This window comes from Marinobacter sp. M3C (assembly GCF_023311895.1).
Classification (GTDB): domain Bacteria; phylum Pseudomonadota; class Gammaproteobacteria; order Pseudomonadales; family Oleiphilaceae; genus Marinobacter.
The window spans coordinates 1761596-1779564 of the sequence record NZ_CP092284.1 but is presented as its reverse complement, the minus strand read 5'-3'; the positions used below and the strand labels follow the sequence as shown (position 1 = coordinate 1779564).

General features: G+C 56.9%; 15 protein-coding genes. 14 read left to right on the top strand and 1 reads right to left on the bottom strand.

Features of this window, described 5'->3' with window-relative positions:
* Positions 1–5 precede the first annotated feature (5 nt).
* The 9 genes from murD (at position 6) to lpxC (ending at position 10610) form a co-directional block, all read left to right on the top strand.
* Complete coding sequence (gene murD / locus MIH18_RS08230) at positions 6–1352, top strand: UDP-N-acetylmuramoyl-L-alanine--D-glutamate ligase (protein WP_249007714.1); 1347 nt, start codon at positions 6–8, stop codon at positions 1350–1352.
* Positions 1349–2551, top strand: coding sequence for a putative lipid II flippase FtsW (ftsW, locus tag MIH18_RS08225; RefSeq protein ID WP_249007715.1), 1203 nt, complete (start codon positions 1349–1351; stop codon positions 2549–2551). Before murD ends, ftsW begins: the two co-directional genes overlap by 4 nt.
* On the top strand, positions 2544–3629 hold the full coding sequence (murG, locus tag MIH18_RS08220) for an undecaprenyldiphospho-muramoylpentapeptide beta-N-acetylglucosaminyltransferase (protein ID WP_249007716.1): 1086 nt from the start codon (positions 2544–2546) through the stop codon (positions 3627–3629). The genes ftsW and murG overlap by 8 nt, the downstream gene beginning before the upstream one ends.
* Positions 3622–5106, top strand: coding sequence for a UDP-N-acetylmuramate--L-alanine ligase (gene murC, locus MIH18_RS08215; protein WP_249007717.1), 1485 nt, complete (start codon positions 3622–3624; stop codon positions 5104–5106). Before murG ends, murC begins: the two co-directional genes overlap by 8 nt.
* A gap of 74 nt (positions 5107–5180) precedes the next feature.
* Positions 5181–6131, top strand: a complete 951-nt coding sequence (locus MIH18_RS08210; protein WP_249008940.1) for a D-alanine--D-alanine ligase — start codon at positions 5181–5183, stop codon at positions 6129–6131.
* Positions 6124–6963: a cell division protein FtsQ/DivIB gene (locus MIH18_RS08205; protein ID WP_249007718.1), complete on the top strand. Its 840-nt coding sequence runs from the start codon at positions 6124–6126 to the stop codon at positions 6961–6963. Before MIH18_RS08210 ends, MIH18_RS08205 begins: the two co-directional genes overlap by 8 nt.
* Positions 6964–6999: 36 nt before the next feature.
* Positions 7000–8235 carry a cell division protein FtsA gene (gene ftsA, locus MIH18_RS08200; protein WP_249007719.1) on the top strand — a complete coding sequence of 412 codons (1236 nt, stop codon included), beginning with the start codon at positions 7000–7002 and terminating at the stop codon, positions 8233–8235.
* Between the two features lie 97 nt (positions 8236–8332).
* On the top strand, positions 8333–9490 hold the full coding sequence (ftsZ, locus tag MIH18_RS08195) for a cell division protein FtsZ (RefSeq protein ID WP_249007720.1): 1158 nt from the start codon (positions 8333–8335) through the stop codon (positions 9488–9490).
* Positions 9491–9695: 205 nt separating this feature from the next.
* Positions 9696–10610 (top strand): UDP-3-O-acyl-N-acetylglucosamine deacetylase, encoded by a 915-nt coding sequence (gene lpxC, locus MIH18_RS08190; protein ID WP_249007721.1) that lies wholly within the window; start codon positions 9696–9698, stop codon positions 10608–10610.
* Between the two features lie 10 nt (positions 10611–10620).
* Here lpxC and MIH18_RS08185 read toward each other — a convergent pair whose 3' ends face one another.
* Positions 10621–11067, bottom strand: coding sequence for a DciA family protein (locus MIH18_RS08185; protein ID WP_249014290.1), 447 nt, complete (start codon positions 11065–11067; stop codon positions 10621–10623).
* Positions 11068–11217: 150 nt separating this feature from the next.
* On the opposite strand from MIH18_RS08185, the gene MIH18_RS08180 reads away from it, so the two are divergent.
* From MIH18_RS08180 to moaC, 5 genes are all read left to right on the top strand, one after another.
* Positions 11218–12150, top strand: a complete 933-nt coding sequence (locus tag MIH18_RS08180; RefSeq protein ID WP_249014605.1) for a M23 family metallopeptidase — start codon at positions 11218–11220, stop codon at positions 12148–12150.
* Positions 12151–12287: 137 nt separating this feature from the next.
* Positions 12288–15023 carry a preprotein translocase subunit SecA gene (secA, locus tag MIH18_RS08175; RefSeq protein ID WP_249014289.1) on the top strand — a complete coding sequence of 912 codons (2736 nt, stop codon included), beginning with the start codon at positions 12288–12290 and terminating at the stop codon, positions 15021–15023.
* A gap of 117 nt (positions 15024–15140) precedes the next feature.
* Entirely contained in the window at positions 15141–16358 is a 1218-nt protein-coding gene (argJ, locus tag MIH18_RS08170; protein WP_249007724.1) for a bifunctional glutamate N-acetyltransferase/amino-acid acetyltransferase ArgJ, read from the top strand.
* Positions 16358–17335, top strand: coding sequence for a Nudix family hydrolase (locus tag MIH18_RS08165; protein WP_249007725.1), 978 nt, complete (start codon positions 16358–16360; stop codon positions 17333–17335). Before argJ ends, MIH18_RS08165 begins: the two co-directional genes overlap by 1 nt.
* A gap of 108 nt (positions 17336–17443) precedes the next feature.
* Positions 17444–17941 carry a cyclic pyranopterin monophosphate synthase MoaC gene (gene moaC / locus MIH18_RS08160; protein ID WP_283164092.1) on the top strand — a complete coding sequence of 166 codons (498 nt, stop codon included), beginning with the start codon at positions 17444–17446 and terminating at the stop codon, positions 17939–17941.
* Positions 17942–17969 lie beyond the last annotated feature (28 nt).

Sequence of the window (17969 nt, the reverse complement as noted above, 5' to 3'; positions counted from 1 at the left end):
CGAATATGGGTGTCATTGTATCGGATCGTCGCACGTTAATCGTAGGGCTGGGTAAAACCGGGCTTTCCTGCGTGCGCTATCTGGCAGCACAAGGCCGCAAGCTGGCCGTGGCTGACACCCGTAAGGCGCCACTGGGCCTTGCTGAGCTGCAAACCGGTTGGCCTGACGTCGAAGTGCATCTGGGTGCGTTTGACAGCGACTTTTTCAGCGCTTTCAGTGAACTGATTGTAAGCCCGGGTGTCAGTGTGGCCGAGCCCGCTATCGCTGCTGCAGCCGCCAGTGGCGCGCGTATTCGCGGTGATATTGACCTGTTTGCAGAAGCCGCCGATGCGCCGATTATCGCTATCACCGGCTCCAATGGCAAAACCACGGTGACCACGCTGGTCGCTGACATGGCTCGTGATGCCGGCTACCAGGTTGCAGTGGGTGGCAATATTGGCACTCCGGCGCTGGATTTGTTGAATACCGGTGCACGTTTATACGTGTTGGAGCTGTCCAGTTTTCAACTGGAGACCACGGACGAACTGAATGCGCTGGCGGCCACGGTGCTCAATGTCAGCGACGACCATATGGACCGTTACCCAGACAAAATGGCCTATTACCAAGCCAAACAGCGGATATTCCGCGGCTGCCAGTACGCCATTGTGAATCTGGATGACGCCCTTAGTACACCTATGGCGCGGAATACGCTGCGCTTTATCTGCTTTGGCATGAACCGTGTCAATCCGGAGACCTTTAGCACCCGTGACGACAGTGTCAGTGGCCACCCCTGGGTAACCTGGGGGCTGGATAACCTGATTCGCGCCGACGAACTTGGACTGATCGGCCGCCATAACCTCAGCAACGTGATGGCGGCGCTTGGTCTGGGCAAAGCGGCCGGTTTGCCGATGGATAGCATGCTGACGACCGCGCGCGCATTTCACGGTTTGCCCCACCGTTGCGAATCACTTCGCGTGGTCAACGGCGTTGAGTACATCAACGACTCAAAAGGCACCAACGTGGGCGCTACAGTTGCCGCGCTCGACAGTCTGGCACCGGCGGCGGGCAAGATTGTGCTAATTGCTGGCGGCGATGGAAAAGGCGCCGATTTCAGCCCACTGGCAGAACCTGCGCGTCTACACTGCCGTGCGGTGGTGCTGATTGGCCGGGATGCGGCGCAGCTGCAAAACGTTCTGGCGCAGGGCACTGCAACCCACATTGAAGACAGCTTGGCCGACGCGGTGGCGAGCGCCGCGCGGCTGGCGCAACCGGGTGACAGGGTGTTGTTGTCGCCGGCCTGCGCCAGTCTGGATATGTTCCGTGATTATATCGATCGCGGTGAGTGCTTCCGCACGCTGGTGGAGGCGCTATGATTCAGGCCCAATCGGTATTGCCCGTATACGGCAATCGTCATTCAGCGCTGCAGCCCTTGCCATTGCTGATTGTTAGCGCCGCGGCGTTGATGGTGTTGGGGCTGGTGATGATTTCGTCTGCGTCTATGGACATTGCTAGTGCGACCTTTGGTAATAGTTACCACTTTATATTTCGCCAGCTTGTGTTTGTGGCGCTCGGCTGCGTGCTGGCTCTGATCGCGGTTAATGTGCCGGTTTCTTGGTGGCAGACTAGCGGCTGGCTGCTGCTGGGCGTGGGGTTGTTGGTTTTGGTGTTGGTGCTAACGCCGCTAGGGCGCACGGTAAACGGCTCTACTCGCTGGATTCCGTTTGGCATTTTCAACGTTCAGGTGTCCGAAATCGCCAAGCTTTGCCTGGTGGGCTATCTGGCCAGCTACGTGGTGCGTCGCCGCGACGAGTTGTTGAATACCTGGCCCGGTTTTATCAAGCCGCTGGCGGTAATGGGCGTGGCCTCTGGTTTGCTGATGGTGCAGCCGGACTTTGGCGCCACCGTGGTGCTGGTGGGCGCAGCCGCCGGCATGATTTTCCTTAGCGGTGTCAGCCTTATGCGCTTTGCACCCCTGGTAGTGGCGCTGGCTGCACTGGGTGCCCTGGCAATAGTTGCCGAGCCTTATCGAATGAAACGCGTGGTGAGCTATCTGGACCCTTGGCAAGACCAGTTTAACAGCGGCTATCAGCTGACCCAGTCGCTGATTGCGTTCGGCCGTGGCGAATGGGCCGGCGTCGGTCTGGGCAATTCTATTCAAAAGCTGTTCTTTCTGCCCGAGGCCCATACCGACTTTATTTTCGCCATTATTGCCGAAGAATTCGGCCTGATTGGGGCTTTGTTAGTGGTGGCGCTGTTTACCATTCTGGTGATCAGCGGTTTTGTGATTGCCCGCCGCGCAGAGCTGGCCAAGCAGCCATTTGCCGCCTGTTTCGCCTATGGCATCAGCCTGCTGATTGGCCTGCAGGCGGCCATTAATATGGCAGTAGCCACCGGTTTGCTGCCTACCAAGGGGCTAACGTTGCCGTTGGTCAGTTACGGCGGTTCCAGTTTGATGATGACCTGCGTGTGCCTGGGCATATTGGCACGCATAGAGATGGAGCGCTTGGATGCAGCAACGGCGGCCGCCGAGCCTGCCGGCAAAAAACACCGGGGAGGGGCTGCTTATGACTGAACCCAGGCGTTTTTTGATGATGGCCGGTGGCACTGGTGGTCATGTGTTCCCGGCGCTGGCTACCGCCCGCGCCTTGCAGGCCCGTGGCCATCAGGTGTTTTGGCTGGGTGCCGTTGGCGGCATGGAACAGCGGCTGGTTGCCGATACCGATATTGAAATGTCGTTGATCCATATTTCTGGTTTACGCGGCAAGGGCAAGCTGGCACTGATAAAAGCACCGTTCAAACTGATGCGTGCCCTGGGCGAAGCGTACACCATTATGCGGCGTATTCGCCCGCACTGCGTGGTTGGCATGGGGGGTTTTGTGACCGGCCCCGGTGGATTAGCGGCCAGATTGACCGGCACACCCTTGGTTATTCACGAACAGAACGCCGTTGCCGGTATGACCAATAGACTGCTGGTGCGCTTTGCCGACACCGTATTGGAAGCATTCCCCGGTAGTTTTGATACAAAAACGGTCACCCGCTGCACCGGCAATCCCGTGCGCACGGATTTTGCCGCGCTGGCAGCGCCAAAAGAACGTCTGGTGGGGCGCACAGGCCCACTGCGGTTACTTGTCGTTGGTGGCAGTCTGGGCGCACAGGTGTTCAACCAGCAGGTGCCCCAGGCGCTGGCACAAATGGCGGGCGAGTGCCGCCCACAAGTGCGCCACCAGTGTGGTGAAAACCACGCCGAGGCCGCTCGCGATGCCTATCAGGCAGCAGGCGTTGAAGCCAGCGTGGAGCCATTCATTACCGATATGGCTGCGGCTTTTGCCTGGGCCGATCTGGTGTTATGCCGCGCGGGTGCGTTAACCGTGTCGGAACTTTGTGCCGCCGGTTGCGCCGCCATTCTGGTGCCTTTCCCCCACGCGGTGGATGATCATCAAACACGCAACGGCGAACAGATGGTTAGCGCCGGTGCGGCCTTGCTTATACCCCAGCCGCGCCTGACCCCCGCGCTGCTGGCAGACACTCTGGGCGATCTGGCAAATGATCGCGAGCGGGTATTAATAATGTCGCAGGCAGCTCGCAAGCTAGCCCGCATCGATGCAACGGAGAGAGTCGTGAACTATTGTCTGGAGGCCGCCAATGGCTGATGCCAACACACTGCCACTGGTATATCAGGTACCGGAAATGCGCCGCATCCGCCATATTCACTTTGTCGGTATTGGCGGCGCCGGCATGAGCGGTATTGCCGAGGTACTAAAGAATCAGGGCTATAACGTGTCCGGCTCTGACTTGCGCCACGGAGCCGTCACCCAGCGCCTGACGGCCATGGGTATTGATGTACAGATTGGCCATCGTGCTGAAAATACTGAAAAAGCCGATGTGGTCGTGGTGTCTTCAGCGGTGGCCGCCAACAACCCGGAAGTGGTTGCTGCGCGCAGCAATCGCATTCCTATAGTGCCGCGAGCGGAAATGCTGGCGGAAATCATGCGTTATCGCCACGGCATTGCGGTTGCCGGAACCCACGGCAAAACCACCACCACCAGCTTGATTGCTTCGGTGTTTGCTGAGGCGGGCCTGGACCCGACCTTTGTGATTGGTGGCAAGCTGAACAGCGCCGGCACTAATGCCAAGCTGGGCGGGTCGCGCTACTTGATCGCGGAAGCCGACGAGAGCGACGCGTCGTTTCTGCACCTGACACCGCTGATTTCCGTGGTCACCAACATTGAAGCCGACCACATGGACACCTACGGTGGCGATGTGGAAAAGCTGAAGCAGACTTTTGTTGATTTCCTTCACAACTTACCGTTTTACGGCGTGGCCGTGATGTGCATAGACGATCCCTACGTGCGTGAAATATTGCCGCGTATCTCGCGCACCATTATTACTTACGGTATTGATAATCCGGAGGCCGACTACCGCGCCGAGAATATTGTGTCTGACGGCCTGCGCACGCGCTTTCTGGTAAAGCGCCCGGGGCCGCGGGCCGATTTGCCGGTAGAGCTGAAAATGCCGGGCCGCCACAACGTGCTCAACGCTCTGGCGGTGATTGCCGTGGCCACCGATGACGGTGTTGATGACGCCTCAATCGGCCGTGGTTTGGCGGGTTTCGCCGGTGTTGGCCGGCGCTTTCAGGTGTACGGCGACTATCCGATCGCCAAGGGTTCCATAACCCTGGTTGACGATTATGGCCACCACCCCACCGAAGTCGCCGCGGTCATTCGCGCCGCTCGTGATGCTTGGCCCGGCCGACGCGTGGTTATGCTGTACCAGCCGCACCGGTTCAGCCGCACCCGCGACCTTTACGAGGATTTTGTCAAAGTGCTGTCTACGGTGGATGGTTTGCTGCTGATGGACGTTTACTCCGCCGGCGAAGCAGCAATCCCCGGATGTGACGGCCGTGCCCTGTGCCGCAGCCTGCGCCAGCGAGGCAAAGTAGAACCGGTGTTTGTCGAGCACAATAAAGACATCGAAAGCCTGTTGGCCAGCGTGTTGCGCGATGGTGACTTGTTGATAACTCAAGGCGCCGGTGATATCGGGGCGGTGGCAGCCCGCCTGGCAACAACGGGCGTGGTAGAAACAGGCGCGGTGCAAACAGGCGCAGTGCCAACAGGAGATAAGCGGTGAGTGACCAGCAGCACTATCCATTGCAGCACTATCCAATACTGCACCAAATACAGCCGTTTCTGGCCGAGCCCGCCATGCTGCAGGCCTTTGGCCGGGTGGCCGTGTTTATGGGTGGTGATTCCGCGGAGCGCGATGTGTCGCTGAAAAGCGGACAGGCAGTGCTTTCGGCGCTGCTGTCAGCGGGTGTAAATGCCTTTGGCGTAGACGTGCAGGGTTGTCTGTTGAAAACCGTGGAACAGCCAGAGTTTGACCGGGTATTTATTGCGCTGCACGGTCGCGGCGGTGAAGACGGGACGCTGCAGGCGATTCTGTCCCAAGCCGGTATTCCGTTTACTGGCAGTGACGTGATGGCGTCGGCCCTGGCCATGGACAAGCTGCGCACCAAATACGTGTTTGCCGGTTGCAGTTTGGCCACGCCCAAGTTCCGCACCATGGCGTCTGCGGAAGACGCCACCCGCATCGCAGCTGAGTTGCGCATGCCGCTGAGCGTGAAGCCGTCGCGTGAAGGATCCAGTATTGGCATCTGTAAAGTCACCAGTGCCGGCGAGTTAGTGCAGGCATGGCAGGCGGCCGCGGCGCTAGATACCTCGGTGTTGGTGGAAGAGTGGATTGAAGGCCCGGAATTTACCGTCAGTGTGTTGCAAGACCGCGCGCTACCGGCCATCGGCCTGAGCACCGATCACGTGTTTTACGATTACGACGCCAAGTATCTGGCCGACGACACCCGCTACTGCATTCCCTGTGGGCTATCGGCAGACGAAGAACTGCGTCTTCAGCAGTTAGCGCTGGAAGCCTTCCGGGTTGTGGGCTGCCGCACCTGGGGCCGGGTCGACATTATGCAAGATGCTGACGGTAAGTTCTGGTTGCTGGAGGTGAATACCGTGCCGGGAATGACCGACCACAGCTTGGTGCCAATGTCTGCACGGGCAGCGGGCATTAGTTTTGAGGAACTTGTGGTGCGCATTCTCGCCGACACTCTGGAGCAAAACGGCGCAGAACAAGAAGGAGCGCCAAGCCATGCTTGATAACCTGCTGATCCGGACTCGGACACTGCCGTCCGAACCGCCGCAACGCCGGGGGGCAACAACCCTTGGCCCGCAGCATGACCGGTTCGCAGTGTTAAAAGCGGTATTTGGTGTCGTGCCTTGGTTGCAGTTTGGTTTGGGTATTGTGGTGATCCTGACGGCAGCATTGGTGCCCTGGGGCGCCAGTAAAGTACTGGCGGCGATGGATCAGCAGATTCTGGCCATTGACGTGAATGGCACGCTGGTCGGCGAAAACCAGGTGGGCCTCGAACGCCACCTTGGGGCCTGGATTGGAGGCAGCTATTTCGCCACCGACCTGGAAGAGATCAAGGCCAGCCTGGAGCAGCGCCCGTGGGTTGAATCGGCGGCCGTGAAACGCGAATGGCCAGACCGTCTAACGGTCAACATCCGCGAGAAAAAGCCGCTGGCCTACTGGAGTGACGGTCGTTTGGTTAGCCGCACGGGCGAGCTGTTCAGCCCACCTAACCCGCAAGTGGCCGGCGCGCTGCCGCTGCTGTCCGGCCCTGACGAGCGGGTGCGGGATGTGATCGCTATGGCACGCGCGTTAAGTGATCAGCTGGTTGCCCATGGCCTTGGCTTCAGTGGCCTGAATCTGGAGCAGCGCGGGGCGTGGACCTTGCGCCTGAGTAACGGCATAGATGTTGTGCTGGGCCGTGATCAGGTCGAGCAGCGTTTTGAGCGGTTTATGACCGTGTATCAGGCCCGGCTGGCATCCCGGGCAGATGAAGTCAGTCGGGTGGATGCGCGCTACACCAATGGTGTTGCGGTGCAGTGGAAGGCGGTTACGGCTGCCTCAACTCCGAAAACATAACAACGGTTTATTCAGACCTAGGGTTTGGTGGAACACATGTCATCGGTTGAAACGGAAAACATGATTGTCGGCCTGGATATTGGCACCTCAAAAGTGGTGGCCATTGTCGGCAAGCGCAAAATGGACGGATCTATTGAGGTGGTGGGCGTCGGCTCTAACCCCTCAAAAGGGCTGAAGCGCGGTGTCGTCGTCAATATTGAAGTTACGGTTCAGGCTATTCAGCGCGCGGTGGAAGAAGCCGAACTGATGGCCGGTTGTCGCATTCATTCTGTGTACGCAGGCATTGCCGGTAGCCACATCAAGAGCCTGAACTCTCACGGTATTGTGGCCATTCGTGATCGCGAGGTGACCCAGGCGGATATCGATCGGGTCATTGACGCAGCCCAGGCCGTGGCCATTCCGGCCGATCAGAAAATTCTGCACATACTGCCGCAGGAATTCGTGATTGATAACCAGGAAGGTATTAAAGAGCCGTTGGGCATGTCGGGCGTGCGCCTGGAAGCCAAGGTGCACTTGGTGACCTGCGCGGTGAACGCTGCCCAGAATATTGAAAAATGCATTCGTCGCTGTGGCCTTGAAGTCGACGACATCATTCTTGAGCAGCTGGCTTCCAGTCACGCCATTCTCACTGAAGATGAAAAAGAGTTGGGCGTATGCGTGGTGGATATGGGCGGCGGTACCACCGACATCGCCGTGTTTACCGGTGGCGCTATTCGCCACACCGCTGTGATTCCGATCGCCGGTGATCAGGTCACCAACGACATCGCCATGGCATTGCGTACGCCAACCCAGAACGCCGAAGAAATCAAAATCAAATACGCTTGCGCGCTGACCCAGCTGGCGGGTGCGGATGAAACCATCAAAGTGCCCAGCGTTGGCGACCGTGCTCCGCGGGATTTGTCACGTCAGGCTTTGGCCGAAGTGGTTGAACCCCGCTACGAAGAACTGTTCATGCTGGTGCAGTCGGAGCTGCGACGCTCAGGATTTGAAGACATGATTCCGGCCGGCATTGTGATTACAGGAGGCGCGTCCACCATGGAGGGTGTGGTTGAGCTGGCAGAGGAGATTTTTCACATGCCGATCAGGCTGGCCTGTCCGCAGGCCGTGTCGGGTATGACGGAAGTGGTCAACAACCCGATTTACGCCACCGGCGTTGGCTTGTTGATACACGGTTTCCGCCAGATTGACCTGGGGCGGGCACCGGTAATTAAGGGAGGGAGTGCTCCCACAATGTTTGAGCGAATGAAAGCCTGGTTTACCGGCCATTTTTGAGCCATCAGGTGAGCACAACAGCAACTGTTTTGAACCATCAAATTTCAAAAAAGAACAGCCGTAAAACAGGCTGACTAAAGCACGAAGGAGTGGGGATATGTTTGAACTTGTCGATAGTGTGCAGCAAAACGCAGTTATAAAAGTGATCGGTGTCGGTGGTGGTGGCGGTAACGCGGTGCGCCATATGCTTAACAGCGACATTGAAGGTGTTGATTTTATCTGCGCCAACACGGACGCCCAGGCTTTGAAAGACCTGGACGCACGCCAAATCATCCAGCTCGGTGGCGCTATCACCAAAGGCCTGGGTGCCGGTGCTAACCCGGAAATAGGACGCCAGGCGGCGCTGGAAGATCGCGACCGTATTTCGGATGCCATCAGTGGCGCCGATATGGTGTTTATCACCGCAGGTATGGGCGGCGGCACCGGAACCGGTGCCGCACCCGTTGTTGCCCAGGTGGCACGGGAGCTGGGCATTCTGACGGTTGCCGTAGTGACCAAGCCATTCCTGTTTGAAGGCGGCAAGCGCATGAGCATGGCGGAAGCCGGTTTGCGCGAGCTGGAAGAATGCGTTGACTCGCTGATTACCATTCCTAATGAGAAACTTTTGTCGGTGATGGGCAAAAACACCAGCCTGCTGGATGCCTTTGCTGCTGCCAATGACGTACTGTTAGGTGCTGTTCAGGGTATTGCCGATCTGATTACCCGCAATGGCATGATCAACGTCGACTTCGCCGACGTGAAAACAGTGATGTCTGAAATGGGCATGGCGATGATGGGTACTGCACGCGCAACCGGTGAAAACCGTGCCCGTGAAGCCGCCGAAGCTGCTATTCGCAGCCCGCTGTTGGAAGACGTTAACCTGCACGGTGCGAAGGGTATTCTGGTGAACATTACCGCCGGTATTAACCTGAACCTGGGCGAGTTTGCCGAGGTAGGCGACATCATTCGCGAATTTGCCTCAGATACGGCCACCGTGGTTGTGGGTACCGTGATTGACCAAGACCTGACCGACGAACTGAAGGTAACGGTAGTGGCTACCGGCCTGGGTGGCAGTCGCGAAAAACCGACCAAGGTGGTCGATAATAGCCGTACCCTGGATGGTAAAACCGACTACAACCAACTAGATCGGCCGGCCATTCTGCGCCGTCGCGCAGTGGCTTCCGGTAATGCGGCGCTTGATCAAGGTCGCGACAGCGCGGAAACGAATGTGGACTATCTCGATATTCCCGCATTCCTTCGCCGCCAGGCCGATTGATATACTGGTGTAAATATGACGCGGAGCCGGCTGGGGCAGGTGTTTGAAACCTTCAGTCGGGAAAGTGTGCACTGGTTACCTATGGTCCGTTTTGGCTGTTTTTTGAGCAGAAAAGGGCGTTTTCATGGTGGCCAGTTGTATTTTCTGATACTATGCGAGCAGGTTTTTGCTTAGCGTATCGCCTTTTCGACGGAACTATGTACCGATGATCAAACAACGGACTCTGAAAAACACCATTCGTGCCACCGGCATTGGGTTGCATTCGGGTGAAAAGGTGTATCTGACCCTGAAGCCCGCACCCATTGACGCTGGCATTATTTTTTGCCGTACCGATTTGAACCCTGTGGTCGAAATTCGTGCTCGTGCAGAAAATGTCGGCGAGACCATGCTGTCAACCACGTTGATGAAAGACGGCGTACGGGTGTCAACGGTGGAGCACTTACTGTCGGCCATGGCCGGCCTTGGCATCGATAACTGCTTTGTTGAACTGAGCGCGTCTGAAGTGCCGATCATGGATGGCTCGGCAGGGCCTTTCGTGTTTCTGCTGCAGTCTGCCGGCATTGCCGAGCAAGACGCAGCCAAGAAGTTTATCCGCATCAAGCGTGAAGTATCGATCACAGACGGCGATAAAAGCGCCACCTTTTTGCCATTTGAAGGCTTCAAGGTCAGCTTTGGCATCGACTTTGATCACCCTGCTTTCAAGGGCCGTGCCCAGAGCGCCACTGTTGATTTCTCCAGCACTTCGTTTGTGAAAGAAGTAAGTCGGGCCCGCACCTTCGGTTTTATGCGCGATATTGAAAAACTTCGCTCCATGAACCTGGCTCTTGGCGGCAGCGTTGACAATGCCATCGTTGTTGACGATTACAAAATTCTTAACGAAGACGGTTTGCGCTATGACGACGAGTTCGTCAAGCACAAGGTTCTGGACGCTATCGGCGACCTGTATTTATTGGGCAAAAGCCTGATTGGTGAGTTCCGTGGCGTGAAATCCGGCCACGACCTGAACAACCGCTTGCTGCGTCTTCTTATTTCAGAGCAGGACGCGTGGGAAGTAGTCACCTTTGATGACGAAGCCAATGCTCCGATCTCTTACGTCAAACCTGTATTAGCCAGCGCCTGAAGAGCCATCGTCAGTCGCGAACGTGACTGGCGAGCTTTTCCAGAATCTCGCGCAACGCTTTATCTTTTGTGTGCCCGGCTTCCTCTTTGAGGAGCTGGGCGTTTTCTTTACTCAGTGGCAGTTTTTTGGCCATCGCCTTGTCCTGAAAGCGCGGCGGTACCACCTTTACTTTAAGCTTCCAGACAAAGCGAAATAACTCCAGATTACGCGCGGCAGCCATGATGTCATGCTGGCGAAAGCGAATTTGGCTGGCTTTGGGCCCGCTGTCTGCTGCAAGAACAAGTTCGCCCTCATGGCAGCTCACAAAGCGCGTACCTGACTGCAACGACGGCGGTAGTTCAGCCAGCAGCGCCTGTTCAGCAAGCCGGTGCTGCTCGGCCCGCGCCACCAGTTTGCGTAAGCCGGCCGGCCCGGAGAGTGGGTCGAAAGTCATTTTCTGTTCATTTTTTGGCGTCATTGCGGCCTGGGTACTCGACTGAGCTGTAAACCATTGGGTACACTTCTGCTTCTTTTTTAGGTGAGCACCCCTACTGTTCATAGTCAGTGTAACCGCTGGCGGGTGCTTTAAACATCGGTTTGCGATCCATTGCAACAGCCACATATTATGATGACAACAAACAGAGTTTCTGATCCGCTCCCGCCTCCGGCCATCATACTGAATCGCCGTTTTTTACTCGCCTTACTGACTTTTGTTCTGATGCTGACAGCCATTGCTAGTTGGGTTGGCTACACGCTGGCGGTGGCGAAAATTGAAGCTGAGACTCCCGCGAGTGCCGAGTTGGTCGTACGCTGGCAGGCACGCTTGCAGGAACAGAAGGCCGCACTGGCCCAGGTTGAAACGGACGTGCAGCATCAGGTAGATGCCATGACGCTACGCTTGGGTGCGATGCAGGGCCGTCTGTTGCGGTTGGATGCTTTGGGGCAACGATTTGTCGAAAGTGGACTGATAAACAACGAAGAGTTTGATTTTAGCGCTCCCGCGCCTGTGGGCGGCCCCGAAGTGCTATTGCCGCCAGAGTCTTATAATGTGCCGGGTCTAAGCGAGATGATTGAGCGTTTGGAACACCGTTTAGACAACCGCGAGCAGCAGTTGCGTTTGCTGGACAAACTGGCTTTGCGGCAAAAATTGGATGATGAACGTTTTGTTGAGGGCCGCCCTATCTCCTGGGGTTGGCTGTCATCCGAGTATGGCTACCGCACGGATCCGTTCAGTGGCAAACGCACCTGGCATGGCGGCGTCGATCTGGCAGGCAAAGACGGCAGTGACATTGTTGCGGTGGCCGCGGGCGTTGTTACTTGGGCTGGCAAACGTCGTGGCTATGGCAATCTGGTGGAAATCGCCCATGGCGATGGTCTGGTTACCCGCTACGCCCATGCTAAAACCGTGAGTGTAAAAGTCGGTGACTTGGTTCAGAAAGCCGAAGTAGTGGCGCTGATGGGTAGTACGGGCCGATCCACCGGTCCCCACGTGCATTTTGAAGTACTGAAACATGGCCGCACGACGGACCCAGTGAAGTACATGGCGCGGGCCAGCCATTAGAAAATCCTGTAACACACATGTGATTGGCAGCGCCGAATTGTCGGCTGACGTTGTTGTCACAGGCTGTGGCTTTTGCCCCGCCGCCAAATAAAGGTAGAATGCCGGCTTCCTCCGTTTAATCAAAGAAGCATTGGTCTATGTTCACAAAGCTTGCAACGAAAGTATTCGGTAGTAAGAACGCCAGGGAAATCAAGCGAATGCGCAAGATTGCCGTGCGTATTAATGAACTTGAAGAGCAATTTGGCAGCCTGACCGACAGCGAGTTGCAGGGAAAGACCTCAGAATTCCGTGAGCGCCTGCAAAAAGGCGAAAGTCTAGACGAGCTGATGCCCGAGGCATTTGCCTGCGTGCGCGAAGCCAGTGGCAGAGTCATGGGCATGCGCCATTACGACGTGCAGTTTGTAGGTGCTGTTACCCTGCATGAAGGCCGCATAGCCGAAATGAAAACCGGTGAGGGTAAAACCCTGATGTCCACCGCGTCGGCCTATCTGAACGCTTTGTCTGGCAGGGGCGTTCACGTGATCACCGTGAACGATTATCTGGCTCGCCGCGATGCGGACTGGATGGGTAAGCTGTATAGCTTTATGGGCCTGCAAGTGGGCGTTGTGCACGCTGGCCAGCCGGGCGAAGAAAAGCGTGCCGCTTATCAGGCTGATATCACCTACGGCACCAACAACGAATTCGGTTTTGACTACCTGCGCGACAACATGGCGTTCAGTACCGCAGACAAAGTTCAGCGCGGTCTGCATTTCGCCATCGTTGACGAAGTTGACTCCATTCTGATTGACGAAGCCCGTACGCCGCTGATTATTTCTGGCGCCGCCGAAGACAGCTCGGAGATGTATCAGGCGATTAACATTCTGATCCCGATTCTGGAAAAAGGTGAAGTGCCAGAGGAGGGCGATCCTACCGGCGATTTTACTATTGACGAAAAAACCCGTCAGGTAGAGCTAACCGAACGCGGTCACGAAAAAGTGGAGCAGTTGCTGCTGGAGCGGGAACTGCTTAAAGCCGGTGAAAACTTGTATTCCGCCGCCAACCTCAGCCTTCTGCACCACGTGCATTCAGGTTTGCGGGCCCATAACCTGTTCCAGAAAAACGTGGATTACATCGTTCAAGGCGACCAAGTGGTCATTGTTGACGAGCACACCGGTCGTACAATGCCGGGCCGGCGCTGGAGCGAAGGTCTGCATCAGGCGATTGAAGCCAAAGAAGGTGTGAAGATTCACGCAGAAAGCCAGACCCTGGCGTCCACCACTTTCCAGAACTACTTCCGGCTGTATGAAAAGTTGTCGGGCATGACCGGTACCGCAGACACCGAAGCATTCGAATTTCGCCAGATTTACGGCCTGGATGTGGTGGTCATTCCGCCTAACAAACCGATCCACCGGACCGATTACAACGATTTGGTGTACCTGACGGAAGAAGAAAAATTCCACGCCATTATCGACGAAATCAAAGACGTTACCGCCGAAGGTCGGCCTATTCTGGTGGGCACTGCGTCCATCGAGGCGTCTGAGCGCCTGGCCGGCCTGCTGAAGAAAACCCAGATCGAGCACAAAATCCTGAACGCCAAGCAGCACGAATCTGAAGCCCAGATTATTGCCCAGGCGGGCCGCCCCGGCGCCGTTACTATTGCCACCAACATGGCTGGCCGGGGTACCGATATCGTGCTCGGTGGTAACTGGGAATATGAGCTGGCAGGACACGATAGCCCGACCGAGGAACAGAGCGCGGTACTGAGAGATGCGTGGACTGAGCGCCACAACAGCGTGTTGGAAGCCGGCGGTTTGCACATCATTGGCACCGAGCGTCATGAAAGTCGCCGCATTGATAACCAGCTGCGGGGCCGAGCCGGCCGCCAGGGCGACCCGGGTTCATCTCGCTTCTTCTTGTCTCTGGAAGACAACCTTATGCGGATATTTGCGCCGGATAAGGTCAAGAGTCTGATGCAGGCCATGGGGATGAAAAACGGCGAGGCGATTGAGCACCGCATGGTTACCAATGCCATTGAGAAATCCCAACGCAAGGTCGAAGGCCGAAACTTCGACATGCGCAAAACGCTGCTGGAATACGACGACGTTGCCAACGACCAGCGCTCGGTTATTTACGACCAGCGCAACGAGGTAATGGGTTCAGACGACGTGTCGGAAATAGTGAAAACCATTCGCGCTGACGTGGTAGACACCCTGGTGAGTGCTCACATTCCACCGCAAAGCATGCCGGAGCAGTGGGATGTTGCGGGCTTGGAAGCTCAGCTGCAGTCGGAAATGGGCATTGACCTGCCGGTTCAGCAGTGGCTGGATGAAGACAGCAAACTTTACGAGGACAATCTGCGCCAGAAAATTCTGGAGCTGATTGTGATTGCCTACGACGCCAAAGAGGCGGTCGTCGGCGCAGAACCCATGCGTAAGTTTGAAAAACAAGTGTTTTTGCAGGTACTGGATACCCTGTGGAAAGAGCATCTGTCGAATATGGATCATCTGCGCCGCGGTATTCACCTGCGTGGTTACGCCCAGAAAAACCCGAAGCAGGAGTTCAAGCGCGAAGCCTTCAATTTGTTTGAAAGCATGCTGGAAGCCATGAAGGGCGATGTTATTCGGGTACTGTGCCACGTTAAAGTGCAAAGCCAGGAAGAGCTGGAAGAAATTGAGCGCCAGCGTAAAGATGCGTTGGCCAGTGAGTTGGCACGTGCGCGCCTGCGCCACGACGAAACCAGCGCAACAGCTCAGGCGGGCGCCGGTGGCGACGACAGTTCACGCCAGGCCATGCCGGAGACTTTTGTGCGTAACGAGCGAAAAGTGGGCCGTAATGAGCCTTGTCCTTGCGGGTCTGGTAAGAAGTTCAAGCAGTGCTGTGGCAAAATTAGTTAAACAGCACTGCTATTGAAAGCAATTTTCAACCCGCAATCTGGTTCATTCAGGCTGCGGGTTTTTACGTTTTGAATGCCCACGGGCAGTCTTCATTCATTATTTGTCAGGAGAATTACCATGGCGGTAGGCCCCGGAACCTTACCCGAATTTTTTCCCATTACCGGCGTAGAGCTGGGCATTGCCAGTGCCGGTATTAAAAAGCCTGGCCGTAAAGACATCGTATTATTTTCGTTGGCTGAGGGCACTCAGGTAGCCGGGATTTTCACCCGCAACCAGTTCTGTGCGGCACCGGTTACGCTTAGCCGCAAGCATCTTGCTGCAGGCGCGCCGCGCTATCTGCTGATTAACACCGGTAACGCCAACGCGGGCACTGGCGAACGCGGCCTGGCCGACGCAGCTGCCTGCTGCGAGGCTCTTGCAGCCGCCGCCGGCGTTGTTGAGCATCAGGTGTTGCCATTCTCCACGGGCGTGATCGGTGAGCCTCTGCCGGTGGCCAAAATTGTCGCAGCGCTGCCCGATGCACTGGCGGATACTCGCGTAGATCACTGGGTCGAAGCGGCAAACGGCATTATGACCACCGACACCCGCCCCAAAGGGGCATCGGTGCAAGTGGATTTGGGCGGCCATACGGTGAGTATTTCCGGCATCAGCAAAGGTGCGGGCATGATTCGCCCTAACATGGCGACCATGCTGGGGTTCATTGCCACCGACGCTCGCATCGCGCCAGATGTTTTGCAAGCCCTGGCCTCGGAGCTGGGTGAGCAATCCTTCAATCGCATTACCATCGACGGCGACACCTCCACCAACGATGCCTGCATACTGATCGCCAGCGGATGTTACGGCGGTCCGCAAATAACCGCTGACAGCCCGCTATTGGCGCCGCTAAAAGACGCTTTGCGTCAGGTGTATATGGACCTGGCCCACGCCATTGTGCGCGACGGTGAGGGGGCAACCAAGTTTGTAACCATTGAGGTTAACCACGCAACGACAGTCAATGAAGCTCTGGACGTAGCCTATACGGTCGCCCATTCGCCGCTGGTTAAAACTGCACTGTTTGCGTCAGACCCGAACTGGGGTCGCATTCTGGCCGCCGTTGGCCGGGCCGGCGTCGAAGGCCTGGATTTGAACGCCTTGGAAATTTACCTGGGAGACGTGTGCCTGGTCCGCAATGGCGGTCGGGCAGACGATTACTCGGAGGAACGCGGCCAGGCGGTAATGAACCAGGAAGAAATCACCATTCGCATCGACCTCAAACGAGGCGCAGTGCACGAGACGGTTTGGACCTGCGACTTCTCCCATGACTACGTCACCATCAATGCCGACTACCGCAGCTGATGCCGGAGAAAGTGCCAAGCGTCTTACCAGAAGTGCACGTGGCCGTTGGCGTGATCATTCGCGATGGGCGGGTACTGATTGCCCGCAGGCCCGAACACGCCCATCAGGGCGGACTACTGGAGTTTCCGGGCGGTAAAGTGGAGCCGGGTGAAACCGTGCAGCAGGCGTTGGTGCGTGAGATTGCCGAAGAAACCGGATTAAAGTTGATCGAATCCGCTTTACAGCCCGTAATTGGTATCCGACACAACTATGGCGACAAGCGTGTTTTTCTGGACGTTTGGTCGACCGACGCCGCAGCGGGCGAGGCTCATGGCCGCGAAGGTCAGCCGATTCGGTGGCTACTGCCGCAGGAGTTACGCGACGCGGATTTCCCCGCAGCGAATCGCTCAATTATCCGTGCTCTTCAACTGCCTTCGCAGTTGGCGCTAACGGGCAGCGACGTGGCAGAGGGTGAAAGTGGCCTGAAACGCTTAAAAACAGCGCTACAGGTTCGCCGGCCGCCGCTGATCGTGTTGCGGGCCCCGGCTTTGACTGAACAGGCGGTAGCTTACAATCGCTTGGCGCAGAGTGCTTTGGTGCTATGTCAGAGTAATGGCAGCAAGCTTATGTTACACGGCGTGCCCGAGTTGATGGACCGCCATCCCCAAGCTGCTGGCGTGCATTTGCCCTGGCGCCACGCCAGGCAGTGTCAGCAGCGTCCGGTGGCTGAATGCTTCAGGCTGGGAGTTTCCTGCCATAACGCAGAGCAACTGGCGCACGCTGCGGCCATCGGTGCCGACTATGCAACCCTGGGGCATGTGTTGGATACGCCTAGTCACCCCAATGAGGCGCCTCTGGGCTGGTGTGCGTTCAGCCAACTGGTATCAGCGGCACGACTACCGGTGTATGGCATTGGTGGATTATCGCCAACCGATCTGCCGCAGGCTCGCCAGTGCGGTGCACAAGGCATCGCTGGCATTGGCTTCTGGTGGTCATAAGTCGGCGTTTAACAGCGCAGCGCAGCGCCACATTTGTTATGATGTAACATGTTTTACAGCGTGGATGTGTATTGAACCAATACCGTCGAGGGTGTTTATTCGGCGATTATGCCAACGGGAGAGGCTGTGAGCAAACTGACGCACCTGAATGACAAAGGCGAAGCACGCATGGTCGACGTTACCGCCAAAGCGGTAACCGAGCGCGAAGCCCGCGCCGAGGCCACGATCAGTATGTCGGCCCAAACTCTGGCTATGATCGTGGATGGCCAACACCCGAAGGGTGACGTTTTGGCGGTGGCACGTATTGCCGGCATTATGGCGGCCAAGCGCACTCACGATCTGATCCCCCTGTGCCACGCCTTAAACCTGACCTCGGTGAAGGTAGAGCTAGAACCCGGTGCAGACGGTATGTCGGTTCACATTCGCACCTTGTGCAAATTGTCTGGTCAGACCGGCGTAGAAATGGAAGCGCTAACGGCGGCCAGTATCGCCGCGTTGACCGTTTACGACATGTGTAAAGCCGTCGACAAGGCCATGGCTGTAAGCAATTTGCGCTTGGTGGAAAAGAAAGGCGGCCGCAGTGGCCACTGGCAGGCCAGCACCTGATCCGTAGAAACCCAGCACCTGATCTATT

What these genes read in the sequence shown, in the direction of transcription:
- ftsA (WP_249007719.1), top strand. Translation starts at nt 7,000, where the DNA reads ATGTCATCGGTTGAAACGGAAAACATGATTGTCGGCCTGGATATTGGC.
- argJ (WP_249007724.1), top strand. Translation starts at nt 15,141, where the DNA reads ATGGCGGTAGGCCCCGGAACCTTACCCGAATTTTTTCCCATTACCGGC.
- lpxC (WP_249007721.1), top strand. Translation starts at nt 9,696, where the DNA reads ATGATCAAACAACGGACTCTGAAAAACACCATTCGTGCCACCGGCATT.
- secA (WP_249014289.1), top strand. Translation starts at nt 12,288, where the DNA reads ATGTTCACAAAGCTTGCAACGAAAGTATTCGGTAGTAAGAACGCCAGG.
- moaC (WP_283164092.1), top strand. Translation starts at nt 17,444, where the DNA reads ATGCCAACGGGAGAGGCTGTGAGCAAACTGACGCACCTGAATGACAAA.
- murD (WP_249007714.1), top strand. Translation starts at nt 6, where the DNA reads ATGGGTGTCATTGTATCGGATCGTCGCACGTTAATCGTAGGGCTGGGT.
- ftsZ (WP_249007720.1), top strand. Translation starts at nt 8,333, where the DNA reads ATGTTTGAACTTGTCGATAGTGTGCAGCAAAACGCAGTTATAAAAGTG.
- ftsW (WP_249007715.1), top strand. Translation starts at nt 1,349, where the DNA reads ATGATTCAGGCCCAATCGGTATTGCCCGTATACGGCAATCGTCATTCA.
- MIH18_RS08180 (WP_249014605.1), top strand. Translation starts at nt 11,218, where the DNA reads ATGACAACAAACAGAGTTTCTGATCCGCTCCCGCCTCCGGCCATCATA.
- murG (WP_249007716.1), top strand. Translation starts at nt 2,544, where the DNA reads ATGACTGAACCCAGGCGTTTTTTGATGATGGCCGGTGGCACTGGTGGT.
- MIH18_RS08210 (WP_249008940.1), top strand. Translation starts at nt 5,181, where the DNA reads ATGCTGCAGGCCTTTGGCCGGGTGGCCGTGTTTATGGGTGGTGATTCC.
- MIH18_RS08205 (WP_249007718.1), top strand. Translation starts at nt 6,124, where the DNA reads ATGCTTGATAACCTGCTGATCCGGACTCGGACACTGCCGTCCGAACCG.
- murC (WP_249007717.1), top strand. Translation starts at nt 3,622, where the DNA reads ATGGCTGATGCCAACACACTGCCACTGGTATATCAGGTACCGGAAATG.
- MIH18_RS08165 (WP_249007725.1), top strand. Translation starts at nt 16,358, where the DNA reads ATGCCGGAGAAAGTGCCAAGCGTCTTACCAGAAGTGCACGTGGCCGTT.
- MIH18_RS08185 (WP_249014290.1), bottom strand. Translation starts at nt 11,067, where the DNA reads ATGACGCCAAAAAATGAACAGAAAATGACTTTCGACCCACTCTCCGGG.